18 protein-coding genes are annotated in these 19,726 nt (G+C 63.3%); 4 read left to right on the forward strand and 14 right to left on the reverse strand.

The annotated features are described in order from the left end of the window. Positions 1–4: 4 nt before the first annotated feature. The 8 genes from ACFQNJ_RS01155 to ACFQNJ_RS01190 form a co-directional block, all read right to left on the reverse strand. The gene (locus ACFQNJ_RS01155; protein WP_374639050.1) at positions 5–958 is read right to left on the reverse strand and encodes a branched-chain amino acid ABC transporter permease; all 954 of its coding nucleotides are present in this window, start codon (positions 956–958) and stop codon (positions 5–7) included. Positions 959–987: 29 nt separating this feature from the next. Then, complete coding sequence (locus tag ACFQNJ_RS01160) at positions 988–1,725, reverse strand: ABC transporter ATP-binding protein (protein ID WP_374639030.1); 738 nt, start codon at positions 1,723–1,725, stop codon at positions 988–990. Beyond that, positions 1,722–2,492 (reverse strand): ABC transporter ATP-binding protein, encoded by a 771-nt coding sequence (locus ACFQNJ_RS01165; protein ID WP_382253191.1) that lies wholly within the window; start codon positions 2,490–2,492, stop codon positions 1,722–1,724. The genes ACFQNJ_RS01160 and ACFQNJ_RS01165 overlap by 4 nt, the downstream gene beginning before the upstream one ends. A gap of 151 nt (positions 2,493–2,643) precedes the next feature. After that, entirely contained in the window at positions 2,644–3,837 is a 1,194-nt protein-coding gene (locus ACFQNJ_RS01170) for a substrate-binding domain-containing protein (RefSeq protein ID WP_374639028.1), read from the reverse strand. Between the two features lie 167 nt (positions 3,838–4,004). Then, positions 4,005–5,498, reverse strand: coding sequence for a sigma-54 interaction domain-containing protein (locus tag ACFQNJ_RS01175; RefSeq protein WP_382253193.1), 1,494 nt, complete (start codon positions 5,496–5,498; stop codon positions 4,005–4,007). Between the two features lie 29 nt (positions 5,499–5,527). Continuing rightward, positions 5,528–7,018 (reverse strand): tripartite tricarboxylate transporter permease, encoded by a 1,491-nt coding sequence (locus tag ACFQNJ_RS01180; protein ID WP_382253620.1) that lies wholly within the window; start codon positions 7,016–7,018, stop codon positions 5,528–5,530. A gap of 15 nt (positions 7,019–7,033) precedes the next feature. Next, positions 7,034–7,573 (reverse strand): tripartite tricarboxylate transporter TctB family protein, encoded by a 540-nt coding sequence (locus tag ACFQNJ_RS01185; protein ID WP_382253195.1) that lies wholly within the window; start codon positions 7,571–7,573, stop codon positions 7,034–7,036. A gap of 4 nt (positions 7,574–7,577) precedes the next feature. Further along, positions 7,578–8,537, reverse strand: coding sequence for a Bug family tripartite tricarboxylate transporter substrate binding protein (locus ACFQNJ_RS01190; RefSeq protein WP_382253197.1), 960 nt, complete (start codon positions 8,535–8,537; stop codon positions 7,578–7,580). A gap of 123 nt (positions 8,538–8,660) precedes the next feature. On the opposite strand from ACFQNJ_RS01190, the gene ACFQNJ_RS01195 reads away from it, so the two are divergent. The 3 genes from ACFQNJ_RS01195 to ACFQNJ_RS01205 are packed head-to-tail and all read left to right on the forward strand — an operon-like array spanning position 8,661 to position 11,253. Then, positions 8,661–9,344 carry a response regulator transcription factor gene (locus tag ACFQNJ_RS01195; RefSeq protein WP_382253198.1) on the forward strand — a complete coding sequence of 228 codons (684 nt, stop codon included), beginning with the start codon at positions 8,661–8,663 and terminating at the stop codon, positions 9,342–9,344. Beyond that, positions 9,341–10,798: a sensor histidine kinase gene (locus tag ACFQNJ_RS01200; protein WP_382253199.1), complete on the forward strand. Its 1,458-nt coding sequence runs from the start codon at positions 9,341–9,343 to the stop codon at positions 10,796–10,798. Before ACFQNJ_RS01195 ends, ACFQNJ_RS01200 begins: the two co-directional genes overlap by 4 nt. Further along, a complete protein-coding gene (locus tag ACFQNJ_RS01205) occupies positions 10,795–11,253 on the forward strand; it encodes an RNA-binding S4 domain-containing protein (protein ID WP_382253200.1) in 459 nt (152 codons plus the stop codon). The genes ACFQNJ_RS01200 and ACFQNJ_RS01205 overlap by 4 nt, the downstream gene beginning before the upstream one ends. 14 nt (positions 11,254–11,267) lie before the next feature. Here ACFQNJ_RS01205 and ACFQNJ_RS01210 read toward each other — a convergent pair whose 3' ends face one another. The 5 genes from ACFQNJ_RS01210 to tnpA all read right to left on the reverse strand — a co-directional run bounded on the left by ACFQNJ_RS01210 (position 11,268) and on the right by tnpA (position 15,695). Continuing rightward, positions 11,268–12,179 carry an EamA family transporter gene (locus tag ACFQNJ_RS01210; protein WP_382253202.1) on the reverse strand — a complete coding sequence of 304 codons (912 nt, stop codon included), beginning with the start codon at positions 12,177–12,179 and terminating at the stop codon, positions 11,268–11,270. 567 nt (positions 12,180–12,746) lie between these two features. Next, complete coding sequence (locus tag ACFQNJ_RS01215; protein WP_382253204.1) at positions 12,747–13,328, reverse strand: plasmid pRiA4b ORF-3 family protein; 582 nt, start codon at positions 13,326–13,328, stop codon at positions 12,747–12,749. Then, positions 13,325–14,893, reverse strand: a complete 1,569-nt coding sequence (tnpC, locus tag ACFQNJ_RS01220; RefSeq protein ID WP_382253622.1) for an IS66 family transposase — start codon at positions 14,891–14,893, stop codon at positions 13,325–13,327. Before tnpC ends, ACFQNJ_RS01215 begins: the two co-directional genes overlap by 4 nt. Positions 14,894–14,973: 80 nt before the next feature. Further along, a complete protein-coding gene (gene tnpB, locus ACFQNJ_RS01225; RefSeq protein ID WP_382253206.1) occupies positions 14,974–15,306 on the reverse strand; it encodes an IS66 family insertion sequence element accessory protein TnpB in 333 nt (110 codons plus the stop codon). Further along, positions 15,303–15,695, reverse strand: a complete 393-nt coding sequence (tnpA, locus tag ACFQNJ_RS01230; RefSeq protein WP_382253208.1) for an IS66-like element accessory protein TnpA — start codon at positions 15,693–15,695, stop codon at positions 15,303–15,305. Before tnpA ends, tnpB begins: the two co-directional genes overlap by 4 nt. Before the next feature lie 851 nt (positions 15,696–16,546). On the opposite strand from tnpA, the gene ACFQNJ_RS01235 reads away from it, so the two are divergent. Further along, positions 16,547–18,013: a hypothetical protein gene (locus ACFQNJ_RS01235; RefSeq protein ID WP_382253210.1), complete on the forward strand. Its 1,467-nt coding sequence runs from the start codon at positions 16,547–16,549 to the stop codon at positions 18,011–18,013. Positions 18,014–18,346: 333 nt separating this feature from the next. Here ACFQNJ_RS01235 and ACFQNJ_RS01240 read toward each other — a convergent pair whose 3' ends face one another. Further along, positions 18,347–19,612, reverse strand: a complete 1,266-nt coding sequence (locus ACFQNJ_RS01240; protein WP_382253211.1) for a hypothetical protein — start codon at positions 19,610–19,612, stop codon at positions 18,347–18,349. Positions 19,613–19,726 lie beyond the last annotated feature (114 nt).

The following is a 19,726-nucleotide window of genomic DNA, read 5'->3' on the forward strand; positions in this document are numbered from 1 at the left end:
CCTCTCAACGGCTGGTCACCGGGTAGACGCCCTGCGGCCGCCACAGCAGGATGGCGACCATCAGCGCGATGTTGGAGAACAGCGCCACCTTGGGCACCAGAAATCCGGTGTAGTTGGCCATCAGGCCCACCAGCAGCGCACCGATCAGCGCGCCCAGCGTCGAACCGAGCCCGCCGATGATGATGACGATGAAGATCAGCACGTTGACCTGTGCACCCATCTGCGGGATCACGCTCTGCTGGTACAGCCCCCACATCACACCACCCAGCCCGGCCAGCGCGCTTCCCGCCACGAACACCCCGACGAACAGACGCTTGATGCGATAGCCCAGCGACTCCACCATCTCCCGGTCCTGCACACCGGCGCGGATCAGCAGGCCCACCTTGGTGCGGTTGAGCGTCCAGACCATGGCGGCGAACACCGCGGTGCCCACCAGCACCGCCACCAGCCGGTACTTCTCCACCGCAGCGTCCCCCAGCAGCACGGCCCCGCGCATGGCCTCGGGCAAGGGCAAGGGAATCTGCTCCGGGCCCCAGATGACCTTGATCATTTCCTCGCCGATGATCATGCCGCCCATGGTGATCAGGATCTGCTTGAGGTGCATGCCGTAGACGGGGCGGATGATGAAGCGTTCGAACACCAGTCCCAGCGCACCAGCCACCGCCATCGCCACCAGCATGGCCGGCAGCAGCGCCAGCAGGTTCAGCCAGAGGCTGTCGGCGGCCGTGTAGCTGCCCATGCTGGCCAGCACCGTGGTGGCCACGAAGGCGCCCAGCGCGATGAACACGCCATGGCCGAAGTTCAGCACATCCATCAGGCCGAACACCAGCGTCAGGCCCGAGGCGATGATGAACACGATCATGCCCATCGCCAGGCCTGCCACGGTCAACGTCAGCCAGGTCGAGGGGCTGCCCACCGCTGGCAAGGCAGCCAATGCCAGCAGCGGCACCAGTGCCATGGGCTTCCAGTCAAGGTCTTTGAATGAAGTCACTGATGCGCTCCCAGGCTCAGGCCGAGCAGTTTGCTTTGCAGCGATTCGTCCGCCGCGAGTTCAGCCATGGACCCGCTGTGCACCACGCGCCCGTCGTCCATGACGGCCACGCTGTCGCCCAGCTGCCTGGCAAAGTTGAAGTTCTGCTCGACCAGCAGGATCGTGGTCTGCGCGGCCTTGAGTTCGCGGAAGGCCGCGATCATGTTCTGGATGATGGCCGGCGCCAGCCCCTTGCTCGGTTCGTCAATCAGCAGCAGTTGGCGCGGCTCGACAATGGCCCGGGAGACCGCCAGCATCTGCTTTTGCCCGCCGCTGAGCTTGCCGGCCGGGTGGTTCCAGAACTTCTTCATGGCCGGGAACAGGCCGAAGATCCATTCGAGCCGCGTGGTGTCGATGTCGTCGAGCGTGCGCGCACTGCGCGCGGCCAGCAGCAGGTTCTCACGGACCGACAGGTCCGAAAAAATGCCCATGCTCTCGGGCACGTAGGCCACACCGCTGGTGGCGATGTCGGGGGTCTGGCGGGCAGTGATGTCCTGCCCGGCCAGTGTGATCCGGCCCTGGCTGGCGTGCCATAGGCCCATGATGGTGCGCAGCGTGGTCGTCTTGCCCGCGCCGTTGCGGCCCAGCAGCATGGTCAGCTGCCCCTTGGGCACGACCAGATCCACGCCATGAAGGATGTGATAGGCCCCGATGTGGGTGTGCACCCCTTCGAGCTTCAGCAGCACTTCGCTCATGCAGCCACCTCCTGGTCCCTCTCTTCGGGGTTGATGCCGAGGTAGGCCTGTTGCACCACCGGCGAGGCAATCACCGCTTCCGGCTCGCCATCGGCCACCAGTTCGCCGTTGTGCAGCACGATGATGCGGTCGGCCAGTTCGCGCACCACATCCATCTTGTGCTCGACCAGCAGAATGGTTTTGGTGCGATCGGCCTTGAGCTGGCGGATAAGGTTCAGGATCACCGGTACCTCGTCCACACTCATGCCGGCGGTGGGCTCGTCGAACATGAACACCTGCGGCTCCAGCGCCATCAGGATGCCGACCTCCAGCTTGCGCTGGTCTCCATGGGGCAGGCTCGATGCAAGCGCATCGCCCTTGTCCGACAAGGCAACGGCTTCCAGCACCTCATCGGCGCGCACCACGAGGTCACGCCGGTCGCTCCAGATGCGCCACAGGTTCAGCCCGGCTCCCGCCCTGGCTTGCACCGCCAGCCGCACGTTCTCACGCACGGTCAGGTTGGGAAACAGGTTGGTCAACTGGAAAGCCCGCCCGAGCCCTGCCTGCGCCCGCGCCGGCGCGCCCCGCGCCGAGATGTCCACCCCATTGAGCTTGACCCGCCCGGCCGTGGCCTTGATCTGGCCCGAGATGAGGTTGAAGTAGGTCGTCTTGCCCGCACCGTTCGGGCCGACGATGGCGGTCAGCGTGCCCGGCTCGAACGCGCAGGACACAGCATTCACCGCCACGTGCCCACCGAAGCGGACCGTGAGATCAGTGGTTTCAAGCATCAAGTTTCTCCACGCGCAGCGCAAGTGCGCGAGCAGTTGCGGCCCGTGCCGCAACCTTCCAGACATGCCGTGGAACCGGCTATGCCGGGCCACAGGCATGGTCCCCCTGTCAGGGGGAAGCCGCGTCAGCGGCGCAGGGGGTCAAGCGCTTTCAGCGCTTGTTCCTGATCGGCACGTTCATTTCCTCGGGCTTGATCTCCCGCACCAGCTCCGGCACACCCCAGGGGAAAGCAGGATCCACCTTGATCTTGAAGTGGTACATGCTCTGCATGGCCTGGTGGTCTTCTTTGCGGAAGGTCATCGTGCCCTTGGGCGTCTCGAAGCTCATGCCCTCCATGGTCTTGATGAGGGTGTCGGTCTTGGTGTCGCCGTTGGTCTTCTTCAGCGCCGTGACCACCGCCATGGCCGAGCTGAAGCCACCCGCAGTGAAGAAATCCGGCGGCGACTTGAACTGCTTGTAGTGCTCGGCCACCAGGGCCTCGTTTACCGGGTTCTTCGGGATGCCGAAGTAGTAGTAGGTGGCCCCCTCCATGCCCGGGAAATTCTTGTAGTTGGCCATGGCCGGCAGGATGTTTCCGCCCGTGGCGATCTCGATGCCATAGCGCTTGAGATCCAGGTCAGCGATCTTGAACGGGTTGCCCGCGCCTGCCCAGATGATGAAGATCACCTTGCGGCCCGGCTGGTCCTTGAGCTTGTCGATCAGGCGCTGGGCACCGGCGGTGAAGTCCGTGGTGTTGGTGGGCAGGTACTCTTCATGCACCAGCTTGGCGGTCTTGATGGCATCCTTGAAGGCCTTGACGCCATCCCGGCCGAATGCGTAATCCTGCGCCAGGGTGGCAATCACCGTGCCAGGCTTGTCCAGCGCCACCGCGTTGGAGATGGCGTCCTGGCTGCTGTTGCGGCCGGTGCGGAAAATGTACTTGTTCCACTTGTCACCGGTGATGGAGTCGGCCACGGCGGGCTCCACCAGCAGGATCTTGCGGTATTCCTCGGCCACGGGCAGCAGGGCCAGGGCCACACCCGAGCTGGTCGGGCCGATCGCCAGATCGGCCTTGTCGTCGCTGTACGCCGCGGCCAGCAGGCTTTTGCCCAGGTCAGGCTTGCCCTGATCGTCCTTCTCGATGACGACGATCTTCTTCCCGCCCACGGTCATGGTGCCGCCGGTGGCGTGATTCAGGCCCATCATGAGACCGGTCTGGGTCTGCTTGCCATAGGCCTCCAGCGGACCGGTCTTGCTGTAGATGTGCGCGATGCGGATCTCACCCGATTTGGACTGGGCGAACGAGAGGGTAGCGGCCGTGCAGGCAAGGGCCAGCACCGCAAGACGGCGGGTGGTCTGGATCATGACTTGTCTCCTGTTGGGGTGAATCTGCTGACGCGGTGCGCCATGCCTTCATTCATCAGCAGAAGTCATGCCAGCTCAAAACCCGTTGAATTTCAAAGATTCTTTCAGAGATCGAGGTTATATGTCTGATTTCTAGACACACATTTGTGTTCAGGTATGTTTATTTTTCAGACATATGTCTGATTTTCAGACATCCAACCCCATTCATGCAACTTGTCATAGAAACTGGCGCGCGACATGCCCAACAAGCGGGCAGCGGCAGCCCGGTTGCCCTGCGTCTGTGACAGCGCGGTCTTCACCGCCCGCTGCTCTACCGCTCGCACCTGTTCAGCCAGCGTGAGTCCGGGCCGTGCGACCGGATCTGCCGAGGCGGCAGCGTCGTCCATGGCCGACGACAGTGGCGGTTCGATGCGATCGAGGCCGGCTTCCCGCAACACCTGCTCCACCGCAGCGCGCGCGATGCGCCCGGACTCGCTGCGAAGCGCCAGCTGTTCCAGCACGTTGCGCAACTCACGGATGTTGCCGCGCCAGGTCTGGGCCTGCAGCAGGGACATGGCATCCGGCGCCACCTCCAGCTGCGCCTGAGCACCACGTGCGGCAATGTCCTCGCTCAGGGCCTCCACCAGCAGCGGGATGTCATCACGACGTTCCCGCAGGGGAGGCACACGCACCGGCAACACATTGAGGCGGTAGTACAGATCCTCACGGAACTGGCCATCGCGCACCAGCCGCTGCAGGTCTCGCGATGTGGCCGCCACCACGCGCACATCGCAGCGCACGATGCGGTTGGAGCCCAGTGGCTCGATCTCGCCGTCCTGCAGGGCCCGCAGCAACTTCACCTGAACCGCCATGGGCATGTCGCCCAGTTCATCCAGGAAGAGCGTGCCGCCATCGGCCAGCTTGAACTTGCCGTCCCTGCCCTTGCGGTCGGCACCGGTGTAGGCCCCGGGCGCCACACCGAAGAACTCGGCCTCCATAAGGGCCTCGGGAACCGCAGCCATGTTGACGCTGACGAACGGGCGCCCCGCACGGGGTGATGCTGCGTGGATGGCGTGCGCCAGCAACTCCTTGCCGGTCCCCGTCTCTCCGAGCAACAGCACCGGACTGGGCGACTGTGAGGCCCGCCGTGCCTGCCGCTTGACCTCCTGCGCCGCCGCGCTGGTGCCCACGAAGCTGGCAAACGTGTACTTGGCCCGCCGCTGGCTCGCCAGTTCCCGGCGCGCCTCGTTCAGATCCTGCTCCAGCCGCGCAAATTTCGTGATCAGCGGCTGCAATGTCGTCTCCGGGTGATCGAAGAGCACGATGCCCAACACCCCGATCACCTCGCCGCCGTCATCCCGCAGGGGAATGCGCGAGACCACAAACGTGCCGGCACGGTTGTTCAGCAGATCAATCAGGATCGGCTTGCCCGTGGCCAGCACCTGATGCATCTGGGTGTTCTGCACCACGCTGGACACCGGGTGTCCGACGAAATCCTCCTCCCGCTCGAACCCGAGTGCCGGCAGGAAACGACGGTACTGATCGTTGATCCAGACCACGCGGGCATTGCGGTCCACCAGCATCATCCCTTCGCTGGCGTTGGCAAACAGGTCGAACATCGACCGCGCAGCCAGCTCCAGAATGCTCTGCGCGTCGCGCGGTAGTCGGTTGTCGGCGCTCATGCCCGCATGTTAGCGCCGACCACCGGGCCTCAGGCCCTGCGATGCCAGGCCAGCACGCGTGGCGTGATGAGCACCAGGGCAATGACCACCAGCAGGGTCGCGGACAGGGGCCGCTCCACGAACACCATCCAGCTGCCCTGCCCGATCGACATCGCATTGCGGAACTGCGCCTCGGCCAGCGGCCCCAGGATCAGCCCGACAATGACCGGGGCGACCGGAAAGTCGAATCGCCGCATGGCCACGCCCAGCAGGGCCAGACCGTACATCAGGAACAGGTCGAAACTGCTCTGGCGCATGCCGTAGACCCCCACCGTGGCAAAGATCAGGATGCCGGCGTACAGCGGTGCCTTGGGAATCTTCAGCAGCTTGACCCACAACCCCACCAGCGGCAGGTTGAGCACCAGCAGCATCACGTTGCCGATGTAGAGCGACGCAATCAGCGCCCACACCAGGGCCGACGAGGTCTGGAACAGTTGCGGTCCCGCGTTGATGCCGTAGTTTTGCAAGGCATTGAGCAGGATCGCGGCCGTGACCGAGGTCGGGATGCCCAAGGTCAGCAGGGGTACCAAGGTGGCGGTCACGGCCGAGTTGTTGGCCGCTTCGGGGCCGGCCACTCCCTCGATCGCCCCCGTGGTGCCGAACTCCTTCTGGTGCTCGGGAGCGGCCAGTTTGCGCTCGGTGGCGTAGCTCAGGAAGGTCGGGATCTCCGAACCGCCGGCAGGAATGGTGCCGAAGGGAAAGCCGATGGCGGTGCCACGCAGCCAGGCCGGCCACGACCGGCGCCACTCGGCACGGGTCATGTGCGCACGGTTCATCCGGTTCATGCTGGTGACCGACCGTCCCTCATACAGCGCGTTGTAGAGTGCTTCGGACACCGCAAACAGGCCGACCGCCACCAGCACCACCTCCACGCCGTCCATGAACTCCATGACGCCGCCGGTGTAGCGCACCTGCCCGGTGATCTGGTCGATGCCCACCAGCCCCATGGCCAGGCCCGCAAACAGCGCGGTCAGACCACGCAGCGTGCTCTGCCCCAGCACGGCGCTGACCGTCGTGAATGCCAGCAGCATCAGGCAGAAATACTCCGGCGGCCCCAGCGTGACCGCAAACTCGGCCAGGAAAGGGGCGAACAGCGTCACCAGCACCGTGGCAAAAGTGCCGGCCACAAAAGAGCCGATCGCCGAGGTGGCCAGCGCCGCGCCCGCCCGCCCGCTCTTGGCCATCTTGAAGCCCTCCAGGGCCGTCACCATGGTCCCGGTCTCACCCGGCGTGTTCAGCAGGATCGAGGTGGTCGAGCCGCCGTACATGGCCCCATAGTAGATGCCGGCAAGGAAGATCATCGAGGCGGTGGGCTCCACCTGCCCGGTGATCGGCAGCAGCATCGCCACGGTCACGGCCGGCCCTAGGCCGGGCAGCACGCCGATGGCGGTACCCAGCGCACAGCCGGCCAGCGCCCACAGCAGGTTGACAGGTGTCGCCGCGGTGGCAAAACCACCGAGCAACTGGTTGAGGATGTCCATCATGTCACGGCCCCTTCAGATCCATCCCGTGGCCGTCAGGCCCGGCAGGCTCACCGCCAGCACCTTGGTGAACAGCCAGTAGGTCGGCGCAGCGATCAGCATGCCGGTCACCACATCGCGCACCACCTGCATCAACCCGCCACCAGCCTTGCCCTCGCTGATGCGCAGACCGCGCACCGCGAGCACAAAACAGAGGGCACAACTGAGGATGAAACCGATGGTGGTGATGAGCGCCGCGTTGCCCAGCACACCCGCCGACACCCAGGCCATGGCATGCCAGTCCCCGCGGGGCGCACCCGACGGCTCCTCCATGTCACGGTAACCGCCGGTCAAGGCCTCCCACACCAGCAGGGCTCCGCAGATGGCCATGGCCACGCAGACCACCCAGGGAAGGAAGTCGGGCCCAACGCCGGCATAACCGGCATCCGACGGAATCGCGGCAGCGCCCCAGGCCAGCAGCCCGGCCACCGCCAGGGCAGCCAGCCCCATGGCCACCTGCCCCGGCCGGTGATCCGGACGCGGTGCGGCCGGTGGTGTCTCGTGTGCCTGCATCATGGGGTCAGACCATGCCGGCGCGGACCATGGTCGCACGCAGGGCAGCAAAGTCGCGATCCACGAACTCGTCGAACGCCTTTCCAGTCAACAGGGCCGGGGTCCAGTTGTTCTTGGCCAGCGCGTCCTGCCACGCCTTGCTCTTCGTGGCCTTGATGACCATCTCGGTCAGCGCATCGCGCTGGGCGGGGGTGATGCCTGCCGCACCATACACGCCGCGCCAGTTGCCGATCTCCACATCGATACCCTGCTCCTTGAGCGTCGGCACATCGATGCCCTTGATGCGTTGGCCCGAAGTGATGCCGATGGCGCGCATCTTGCCGCTCTCGATGTAGGGCTGGAACTCGCTGAATCCACTGCCCCCCACCGTGACGTTGCCGCCCAGGATGGCCGCCACGGCCTCGCCGCCCCCACGGAAGGGTACGTAATTGATCTTGGAGGCAGGCACGCCCACGGCCTGGGCAATCTGTGCGGCCGCAATGTGCTCGGTGGCGCCACGGGAGCCACCGCCCCACTTCACACTGCCCGGATCCTTCTTGAGCTGCTCGACCACATCCTTCATGGTCTTCAGCGGCGAACTGGCCGGCAGCACGAACACGTTGTATTCGGTGGTCAGACGCGCAATCGGTGTCAGCTGGGTGATGGACACCGGCGGCTTGCCGGTGATGATGCCGCCCAGCATCACGGCCCCCATCACCATCAGGGCGTTCGGATCACCCTTGCTGCCGTTGTAGAACTGCGCCAGACCGATGGCACCGGCCGCACCACCCTTGTTCTCGAAGCTCACATTGGACGCCACGCCGGCATCGCGCAAGGCCTCCCCCAGTGCCCGACCAGTGCCATCCCAGCCGCCGCCCGGGTTGGCGGGAATCATCATCTTGACCGAAGCGCTCGCCCACGCCGTGTGCGGCAACGCACCGGCAGCGGCCAGTGCCGCCAGGGACTTGAGGAAAGTATCACGACGCATGCATGTCTCCTTGGTTGGGTAACGTGTCCGATCTTCCTGTCAGGCGCTGTCAAACGGCTGTCCAAACACCTAGGGGAAACCCGAACACGCACCACGTCAACACAGGTACCGATAATCGTCGTCATGAAGCTTCTACTGGTGGAAGACAACTCCTTGATGCGAACCACACTGCAGCGCACCCTGGAGAGGCGCGGCATGCAGGTATTCGCCTGCGATGACGGCGCCGCCGCGCTGTCGCAGTGGCGCTGCTGCCAACCCGATGTGGTGCTGCTGGATCTCAGTCTTCCCGGTCGTGACGGCTTGCAGGTGCTCGACGACGCCCGCGCTGCGGGGCTCACCACGCCCGTCATCATCCTCACGGCGCGAGGCACGGTGGGCGACAAAGTCCTCGGACTCAATGCCGGCGCCGACGACTACCTGCCCAAACCGTTCGACCTCGACGAACTGGAAGCCCGGGTGCGCGCCCTGGCCCGCCGCTCCAGCGGTTCGGCAGTGGTGCCCGGCGATCCGCCCCAGGGCTGGTGCGGCATGCGCATCGATCCCGACAGCGGTGCGGTGTATCACGACGGGCAGCCGCTGGAGCTGGCGCCCCGGGAACTGGCCATGCTGCGCGCCGTCCTGACCCGCCCCGGACAGGCCATTGCCAAGGAGCGGCTGTTCGAGCAGGTGTTTGCGGGCGAGGACCATGTCCAACCGGAAGCGATCGAGGTGGTCGCCTACCGCCTGCGCAAGAAGATCGCGCACACCGGCGCGCAACTGGTGACCCTGCGTGGCCTTGGCTACCTGCTGCGAACCGCGCCGGCATGAAATCCACCGCCGCCCGGGGCCGGAGCCTGTCGCTTCGGCGCACCTTGCTGCTGGGCATCCTGCTGCCGGTGTTCCTGTTTCTCATCGTCAACACCGTGGTGCTGTACCGCCAGGCACTCTCCTCGGCGGACACGGCCTATGACCGCACGCTGCTGGCGACCGCGAAATCACTGGGCGAACAGCTGGACGTGGTGTCGGGCGCCTCCGGCGCACAAGTCCGGTCGACCTTGCTGTACTCGGCGCTGGAGGCCTTCGAGGCCGACAACCGCAGTCGCCTGTTCTACCGCGTCAATGGCTTCCGTGGCGTGATGGTGTCGGGCTTTCCCGATCTTCCCCCGGTTCGCGAACACCTGCCCGAGCAAAAAATCTACGCCGCCCTCGTGCATTTCTACGACGACCTCTACCGGGATGTCCCGGTTCGCATGGCCGTGCTGCTTCAGCCGGTGGCCGGTGCGGCGGGCCAGGGCATGGCCACCATCCAGGTGGCCGAAACACTGGAGCTGCGCCAGACACTGGCACGCCAGATCCTCATCGACACCCTGTGGCGACAGGCAGGCCTGGTCATGGTCATTGCGCTGGTGGTCGTGCTGGTGGTCCAGTGGGCCACCAGACCCGTCAGGGCCATCAGCCAGGTACTGGCGCAACGCAGCGAGAACGACCTGCATCCGCTGCCCGTGGACGATGCACCGTTGGAACTGCAACCGCTCATTGCGGCCACCAACCAGCACATGCAGCGACTGTCCCATCTGCTGGAGCACCAGAAGCGATTTGTACGGGATACCTCCCATCAACTGCGAACACCTCTGGCCGTGCTCAAGACCCAGGTGCAGTCGGCCCGCCGTGGTGACATCGAACCTGGCCAGGCCCTCCAGGAGATCGCCCGCACCGTCGAGGACGCCACCGAACTGGCCAACCAGATGCTGGCCCTGGCCAAAGTGGAACAGCTTCGTCAGGACAAGGACGTCCCTGTCAGCGATTGGGCCGACATCGCCCGGCAGGTGGCGCTTGACCTGGCACCGCTGATGGCGCAGCGTGACCTCGACTTCTCCATCGAGACCGAGGCCACGCCGGTTCACTCCCACACCTGGGCCCTGCGCGAACTCACGCGCAACCTCTTGCACAATGCCATCGGCCATTGCCCGTCGCAAGGGACCCTGGGGATGAGCCTGCGAAACGTGGCAGGCATGGCCGTACTCACCATCAGTGACAGCGGTCCCGGCATTTCCGACGCATTGCGGGTGCGGCTGTTCGAGCCCTTCTCCACCGAGCGCCCGCACACCGGCTCACACCAGGGTGTCGGGTTGGGCCTGACCATCTGCCATGGCATCGTGCAGTCGCTCCATGGCAGCATCCACCTTGAAAACCGGCGTGACCGCGCCCAAGTCCAAGGCTTGAACGCGGTGGTGAAACTGCCACTGGCCCCCTCCTCCCCTCCCTCGTCCCCGACCGCATGAGCAAGCTGCCTTCCTCGCCCTCCAACGATGCCGCCCGGGTACGGCTGGACAAGTGGTTGTGGGCCGCGCGGTTCTTCAAGACACGGGGACTGAGCAGCGAGGAGATCGACAAGGGACGCATCCAGGTCAACGGCCAACCCGCCAAGCCGGGCAAGGAGGTTCGCGTCGGTGATCGGATCGACATCCGCACCGGTTACGTCACCCGCACCGTGGAGGTGGTGGCGCTCAGCGGCGTGCGAGGGCCCGCCCCGGTCGCCGCGCTGCTGTATCGGGAAACCACCGAGTCGGTGGCTGCACGGGCGATGGCGGCCGAGCAGCGACGCCTGGCACCCGAACCCGCACTGAGTCTGAATCAGGGTCGACCCAGCAAGAAAGACCGTCGCTCCATCGAAAGGCTCAGACAGCCCTCAGGATGTCAGTGGAACGAGCGCTGGAGCGCGTCGCTGGACGACTGAACAGCGCGGGGTCCTCAGCGCCGCCGCAACCCCAGCCACATCACCGCCCCCACCACGATCAGGCCACCGGCCACCTGCATCAGCGCAATCGTCTGACCCAGCAGCAACCAAGCCAGCACCAGCGCAAAAATGGGCTCCACATTCATGATGGCCGAGTTGCCCACCACGCCCAGGCGCGGCAGTACGGTGAACATGATGGTGAATGCAGTGCCGTACAGCACGGTCAGGCCCGCCAGACCCCACCAGCCCACCGTTGCCTGAGGCAACTGCAAGCCCCCCTGAAAGCCGACCCCCACCAAAGCCAGCGCGGCAACAATGCCCATGGTGCATGCCGTGCGCAGTCTTCCATCCAGCCCGGCGGTGCCGTGCTGAGTCAGCACGAGCGCGCAGCCGAACGTGGCGGCAGCCACCAGGGCAAAGGCCACGCCCGCCCCGATGCGCCCCCAGTGCTCGACGGCCCCCAGACCGGATGTGGCACCCGCCACATCCAGAGCCATCGCCAGGCCGAGCAGCATCACCGGCATGACGCGCAGCACGAGAGGATCCGGCCGCTCGCCATACAGCGCACGTGCCCACAGCGCGGTCCAGAGGGGATAGGAATTGAAAGCCAGCAAGGCCAGCGCCACCGGCAATCGGGCCACAGCCGAGTACAGACAGAGACTCTGCACCGCCACCAGCAGTCCGATCAGCCACAGCGTTCGGCGCTGGCCCGCAGGCACATGCAGGGCAGCCCCCGACAGGCGCAGGATCGCCAACACCACCAGCGCCGTCACACCGCTGCGAAACGCCACGGCCGTGGATACCGAGACCCCATGGTCAAAGGCAAAGCGTGCGGCGACGTGATTCGCGCCCATCATCAGAGCGATCAGCAGCAGTGTCGCGAATGCGGGTCCCGACAGTGGGCGGACAGCGTGGGAGGTGGCCATGGAGACAGTGATCAGGTAAAGAAAAACCCCCAAGCAAACAAGTCACTTGGGGGTTTCTGATTGGCGGAGTGAGAGGAGTTCCCATCATCGCCAAAAAGCCTCATAAAACCTTGTGATCTTGGATTAGGTTGAAAAGAATACCCCCAAAAATACCCCCAGAGCTGAGCCGCTAGGGACTATCAGGACAGCCGTTCGTCCTTGCACCGTTGATTCAAAGGCAACTTGGCCTACCTCTGCCGTGATGATGCAAAAATACAACATCAAATACAGGAGCTCGAAATAATACCTTCCTCACAGAGGAAGTCATCCAGGTTTTCTTCGAGCAGCGTGCCCCGAACTGCTCAACAAGCCCACGTCCCTTTGCTGCATCGAGCCCGACTTTAGCGGTGCTGTCCAACTTTGCCCACCGATGTTCAAACGAGGCGACATCGCCACACGCCACAGTTTGATTCGTTCGTGGAGCTGACCTACTCCCGCCAGAAGACAAGCTTCAACAAGCAAGATGGCTCTACAGAGCCTTGATTCGTAAGCGTCCAGCAAACCCACCTTGACCGCGGTCCGCCGAACTTAGCGCAGCTTGCGGATCGCCATGTTGGCCGCATTGATGCTGAAGGTGTTCTGATCGAACGGGCCGCCCCACCAGCGCCAGTAGTCGGCGTGCTGCTCATGATTCGGGTCGCGCATGGCCTGCAAGAAGTTCATGTAGCCCGGTGGCCCACCCACATCTTCGGGTGGGCAGGCGTTCTCACCGGCCAGGCACATTGGCCAGTCGTTGCGTCCTTCTTGAACGGGTAGATGTTTCTCCACCGTGATCCGGTGATCCCACCCGTCGCCAAAGTCGTAGCTGTAGGCGAAGGTCTTGACCAGCTCGCCCAACACCTGGCCGATGGTGAACTTGCGCTCATCGAGCATCGCGCTATTGCCGATCCACTCTTCGTCGGGAACACCGTAGTGCTGCGATCCGATGTGCCAGTCGTGCAGGTGGCTGTTAGTCCAGCCCATTACGGCCTGCACAACCCGATCAAGCTTGCTGAGCTTAAGCGTATTGGGCACGAGGATGCGTCGCCAGATCAGCGGCTCGATGTGCTGCAGCTCGATGCGCAACTGGTAGACGGTATGGACCTGTACGCGCTGGAATTTGTTACTCATGCCGCCAGTGTCGCAGCATCAGGCCGGGCCCTCTGCCAGCGATGTGGCAGCAGTTCTGCGATGCGGCTGGCCTTGTGCGTGGGCAGTCGCGTGAGGACGTCCTTGAGGTAGGCGTACGGGTCATGCCCGTTCATGCGCGCCGACTGGATCAGGCTCATGACGGCGGCCGAGCGCTGGCCCGCGCGCAGGCTGCCGGCAAATAGCCAGTTGTTGCGCCCGATGGCAATGGGCCGGATCTGGTTCTCGATCCAGTTGTTGTCCGCCGGCAGTTGCGGGTCATCAATGAATCGTGTGAGCGCCACCCAGCGCCGCAGGCTGTAGTCCAGCGCCTTGGCGGTTGCTGATCCGTCGGGCACCTGGCGCCGTTGCAGCGTCATCCACTCGTGCAGGGCGTCCAGGATCGGCCTTGTCTGCTGCTGTCGAACGATTTGCCGTTGTTCGGCGCCCAGCTCTTTGACCTCGCGCTCGATGTCATAGACCCGGGTGAACTGCTGCAGCGCGAACCCGGCGATCTGGCTTTGGTTGGCCGCGTGCAGATCGAAGAACTTGCGCCGGGCGTGGGCCAGACAGCCCACCTCGGTCACGCCACTGGCGATCAGGGCCTTGTAGCCGCTGAAGTCGTCGCAGGTCAGGCTTCCCTTCCAGGCCCTCTCGGTATCGTGGCCCAGGAAGCGCCGGGCGTGCTCGCCCGATCGAGACTCGCAGAAGTCGTAAACCACGGCTTTGATGCTCTCGAACGCCCCCGGCGCATAGGCCCATAGGTAGGCGCGGTGCGTCTTGCCATCGCCGGGCTTGAGCATGGCCACCGGAGTCTCATCGGCGTGCAGCACCCGGTGACTGAGGATCTCGGTCTTCAGGGCATCGACCAGCGGCTGCAGACGCACCCCGCAGGTGCCCACCCACTGCGCCAGGGTCGAGCGCGGGATGGCCAGGCCGGCGCGGCCGAAGATAGCCTCCTGCCGGTACAGCGGCAGGTGATCGGCGTACTTGCCCACCAGCACCTGGGCCAGCAGGCCGGTGGTGGGGATACCTTTGTCGATGACGTGCGCCTCGACCGGCGCCTGTTGAATGCTCTGGCACTGGGCGCAGGCCCACTTGCCGCGGACATGGCGCTCGACACTGAACACGCCGGGCACATAGTCCAGCTTCTCTGCTACGTCCTCCCCGATGCGTTTCATCTGGCAGCCACACGAGCAGGTGGTGGACGCGGGCTCGTGGCGGATCTCGCGCCGAGGCAGGTGCGCGGGCAGAGGCAAGCGCTTGGCTTGCTTCTTGGTGGTCGGCGTTTGCGCCTGCGACAGCACGTCGATCTCGCTGGCCACGGCCGCCAGGTCCGCTTCGATCTCGTCGTCGAGCAGGCTCTTCTGCTCAGGGCTGAAGCGCTCTGATTGGGCGGCGAACTTCATGCGCTTCAAGAGCGCGTTCTCGTGCGTGAGCTTGTCGATGAGGGTCTGCTTGAAGGCAAGCTCCTGGTCCTTGGCAGCAGCGGCTTGCAGCATGGACAGCAGCGCCGAGCGCAATTGCTCGGGACTCAGACTATCCAGGGATTGCGGCTCTACGACCATGGGCATGACTGTGCCAGTGCCGGTAACGCCACGCCATTGGCACATGCACCGATTGGCAGGCAGCAGGCCTGCGATCAGATTCAGAGCACGGTGATGAGGCCACCATCGCCCAGGCGCTGCCAAGGCAACCCGAGCACCAGAGCGTCGAACTGCGAGCGGCTGAGCATGGTGGTCAACGCTCCGTCACGCGGCCAGACGAACTTGCCGCTGTTCAGGCGCCGCGCCGCCAGCCACACCCCAATGCCGTCGTGTACCAACACCTTCATCCGGTTGGCTCTCCGGTTGGCAAACAGGTAGGCGTGATGCGGGCGCGCAGCACCGAAGACCGCCACCACGCGGGCCAGGGCCGATTCCGTTCCGGCGCGCATGTCCAGCGGCTCGGTTGCCAGCCACAGGGCATCAATACGGATCATCGCAGCAACTCACGCAGTGCCTGGGCGCATTGAGCAGCCGCCGTCACCGGCCAGTTAATCGTGATGGTGGTACCGGTACGCTGCAGCTCGATACGAATGAACTCGCCCTCCGCGCCCGAGGCAGCCCCTGCCGTCTGAGCAGCGCGAACATCGCTGACGCCCGTCGGAACAGGTAGGGCAACAAAGGCCGGCGGTTGCTGCTGGATGTGTGTTCCCGTCAAGCGATCTTCGCGTAACCAGCGGTGCACCATGTTCGGGTGCAGGCCGTGACTCAAGGCTACACCGGCCACAGATGCACCAGGCCCACGGGTTTGAGTCAGTACCAGCGCCTTGAAATCAGCGCTGTACTCGCGCCGCAGTCGGCGCTGTCCATCGATCAATCGTTCCATCGTCCCCACGATCTCCTTCGTGGGGACGATCGTCGATTACCGTCATCGCCTCAAGATGGGTTCACCGGACGCATACCTTGATTCGACTGTAGGTGCAAATATAAAAGGCTGGTATCAGGCTGATAACTTCGAGTGGCGAAGGTCTCCTCCGGGTCAAACCGCCAGTCCAAGTGTTACAGAAGCGGTCTATCAAGCTGCGCAAGCCATGTTGCGAAACGCATGACCGTGGTATCCCGCATAGCTGCCACTTGGCCTACTGAACTTCATCAAACTGAACAACCGCTTCGAGGCAACCGCCGTGGGTCTCCTTGGCCGCGTTCATCGACGGCAAACGCTGCACTCCGTCCTTGGCACCATAGTGTCATGGTTAAGGCTGAACGGAGTCAGTCGCAGCCGGCGGGCCAGATGACCGCTGCTGCCCACAAGGGGCATTCGGCATTCGACATTGAGAAGGACCGTTGACCTTCGAAGCGTGGCGCTCGCAGTCAATCTGCGGCGAGTTAGCGGGCAACGAACGCGTGCATCTGGGACGAGCGGGTGCTTCCGCTGCACTCCTGCCTGTCGTAGTGGCTATGTCGTTTCAAGGCTGGGTGCAGACAGCCAGCTCCGGTATCCCTATGACTGCTCTGTCCGACAGCGGTCAATTGAGCGAAGGCTAAACGGATGAGCGCCGCCAGTCCATGCCGTATCAGGCGAACGCCAAGGCAGTGTTCCTGTCCTCTAATGGCAGCTTCAACCTAAGGCTGCTGGTGGCTGCATTTTCGGACCGCCCACACTTCTTGGAATGCTTTCAACCAACCTGACCATCAGCTTGCCTATACTTATCAGGTGGGTCTCTTGCTTGACATCTCATGCCCAACGATATCGAGTTTAAGGTTAGCGCTGCAGTCAACTATGGCCTCGCGCCCCTTCCCTTCATCGCGCAATTCGCTGCCCCGGCTGCGCCCGTTCCCGGGATTGTGAATCTGCCTGATCCGGGACAGGTTGCGGGTGTGGCAGCCCTTATCGCTGCAGCGCTCGACGGCGGCTACGGGTCTAATCTAATCCCACCGATGCCGATTCTGGGGCTGGCCGATCAGTTGGCCCTGCAGCAGTTTCTTCAACGTCGCCTTGATTTGACGCTGTCTTTGCTCCACCAGGATGCCAACGGCGACTGGGTTGCACAGCCCTTCGCGTCCATCCTGGATGCGACTGCGCTGTCAGACGAGAGTTATGCGCTGGGCATGCTTTATGCTCGCGTCGCGACGGAGGAATGGGCCACGGCCAGCGGCTGGGGCGCCCTCCAACACTTCTGGCATTTCAACGTTCTTAAGCACAGCGCGATGAATTTCAACGCACTGGGTTTGCTGCAAGTGATGAACCCTGACTTTTTGGTGCGCCACGGCAACGGCAATTGGGCCTGCGTAGAAGCCAAAGGAACGTGGGGCGGACTTAAACACGCAGAGCTGAAGGGTGGGATGCTACAGGCCGAGAAGCTTCAACAAATCAGTTGGGTAAACCCGGTTAACGGCGCCTTGGTTCAGGCGATTCCAGTGGACGCCGTCTGCACCATGGCCTACTTCACCCCGACGCTGGAGGTCTTGCACCTCGATCCTCCCGGCAACGCCAAAGCCCTAGCCGCGTCCGATGGTGCAGCTCCGATATTCCTCTTGGAGGCAGGGCAGTTTCTAGGTTGGATCGAGGCTGGCCATCAGCTTCGGGCGCTGCTGGGCGGCGATGCGGATGCGTCGTGGGATGAAGAATTAGTCTGGGCGTCTTGGCCCGATCACCCGGAGATTCAAATCGGAGGTCCCCAAGCACTGCTCTCCGCAAGCCACGCGCTTGCTGTTGGCGTCGAGGTGCTGAGTTGGCTCGTGCCAAGGCTAGGTCGGTGGCGTCGTTCAGCACTGCGACAGCCTGAACGAGAGGCACAGCGGGTAATCCCCCGTCTGCGGCGCTTAGCTACCGAAGCACGGCGGCTGGCCAGTTCAGAGAAACGCGCGCAAGGGGCCTGGCTACGGTTGAGCCGACTGTTGCAGAAACTAGGACAAGACGGGCACGCAGATCTGAAATGGACCGATGTGCTGGTAGAAGTCTGGGCTGCCGACCTGCTGATCGAACTGGCTGCACCGCCCAACAGACCCTTCAGCAGTCTGCGCAGACTTCACGATTGGCTGAACGGTACCGTGAGCGCGTCGCGTGAGAGGTGGCAGTTGGACGCGAACTTGCCTGCTTCGGGTATGCCGCCCACGCCCCGTTCCATTCACAGCACCAGTCATGGGCTGCTTGTGGTGGCGCCAGGGGACAATGCTGCTCCTCGCGGCCCAGCCATCCCCTGACGTTCGTAACTGGACCGCCGCTTTGATGAAGCCCGGCCAAACAGCGGTAAGCGTGAGCATGACCCGCTCGGGGGACCACCCTGATCCGCTGCACATCCGTCCTCCAGCCTGACTGCTTCAGGCTGATCTGAGTCATTCGTTCCACGCGGTTCAATGAGGCACGAAGATCACTACCGGACTTTCGGCGGTTTGCGGCTCGTATGGGCGTCATACCACCGATACCGGGCACTCGATGTGCGGGCCTGGTTATCCAAATGTGAACGACTGGTCTTGTGCTGAACGTTCTGACACTGCCGATCTAAAGCAATAACGCAACCAGGTGGCCAGTCACACTCATTCCGAGAATAACCCCGAGAAGTCTGAATTCCAAAAAGGGCTCTCTCGCTTCGGGAAGACATAGGCGGAGCCACCGCTGTCGGTCACGCCACCGGAAGCAGGGCGCAACGCCCCCTTGCTTATGAAGCCGACTCCTACAACATGATCGCGGCTTTGGCTGGCCAAAAAGTCGCTGACTCGCACACGAAGTGCTGTAGGCAGTTGATCCCCCGTCGAATCCTGCTGAGCCAACTCCATCAAAGACTCAGCCTCAAGTCCTTCAAGGCCAACCAAGAACATCCCTGCTCGTTCTCCGGAGAGCTGTTTACTGGCCGACTTCGACAGGGTGTCGAAGGCATAGGTCAGCAGTGAGTCGTCCTGTGCACTCTGAAGCACAAAGACTATCGCACCTCCACTCTTGCGACCAACGATCATTGCCTGCCGATTTGTAGTGTCGGTGATCGAATCAATGCGATCCCTTGAGATCGTAGGGAGGCCATCTTCCCCGAGTTCCCCCAGAAGAGCGGGATCAAACTCATGGATTCGCAAATTCGCGCCTTCCAGTTGACAGTTGCTGGAGCCTGAGAGCACATTGCGCACTACCGACTGTGCTAGTTTCCTCCTGTCTGTGAAGTTCCCTGGCATGCGCCCATCAAGAGTGAGCACAGCAGCAACGCCCGCTTTTAACCCTTTGCCAAGATCATTCAGCTGGGGCGCAACAAGTGAGCAGAATTCCAAGGCCTCTCGCCTGTGTATCTTGCGTCCCTTGTCGTCAGAGATTGACTTGCACTCAATCTCAAGCCCTTGTGGCCCCAGTCTTGGAACCACCAAGTCCATGGTGCCGCCCCCAATCATTTCTGGCCATTGAACGCCGAGGCCCCGGCGAAGGAAATGGGTTGCGGCCGTGAGCTCCAGACGCAGTCCCCTCATATCGTCCGGGTTCTTCAAGGCACCATGAACACGGCGCACCAGTTGGGCTCGTTGGGCACTTCCCGATGCTTCTGCGATGGATAGAATCTGTGCGGCAAAAGCCATGCACGGGTACAACGGGCTGCAATCCACCTGATGCACGGGGAACCGACCAAACCTCTTCGTGAGTTCGGTCGATGCCTGAAGGCTGAAAGCGATCTCATTCTCTTGAGTCAGGTGTTCTTTCAGCAGCCGATTGCCCTTGATTTCGGCCTTGAGAAGATCGACGCGCTTCCTCCAGTGCTGGGCACCAATCAGGTCGCTGAAACGTTCAAAGACCGATGGGATATCCCCGGTATGTAGCTCGACCTGCACGTCTCCCTCCATTCTTCGCAGACCTACATTCTGCAGATCTGCATTAATTGACAACAAGAACCTACTACCTTAACGTCCGCCTAGAGCACTTGGCTTTGGTCGTGAGGAAGTGGG

It is taken from the genome of Hydrogenophaga bisanensis (genome assembly GCF_042665135.1).
GTDB classification, from domain to species: Bacteria; Pseudomonadota; Gammaproteobacteria; order Burkholderiales; family Burkholderiaceae_C; genus Hydrogenophaga; species Hydrogenophaga bisanensis.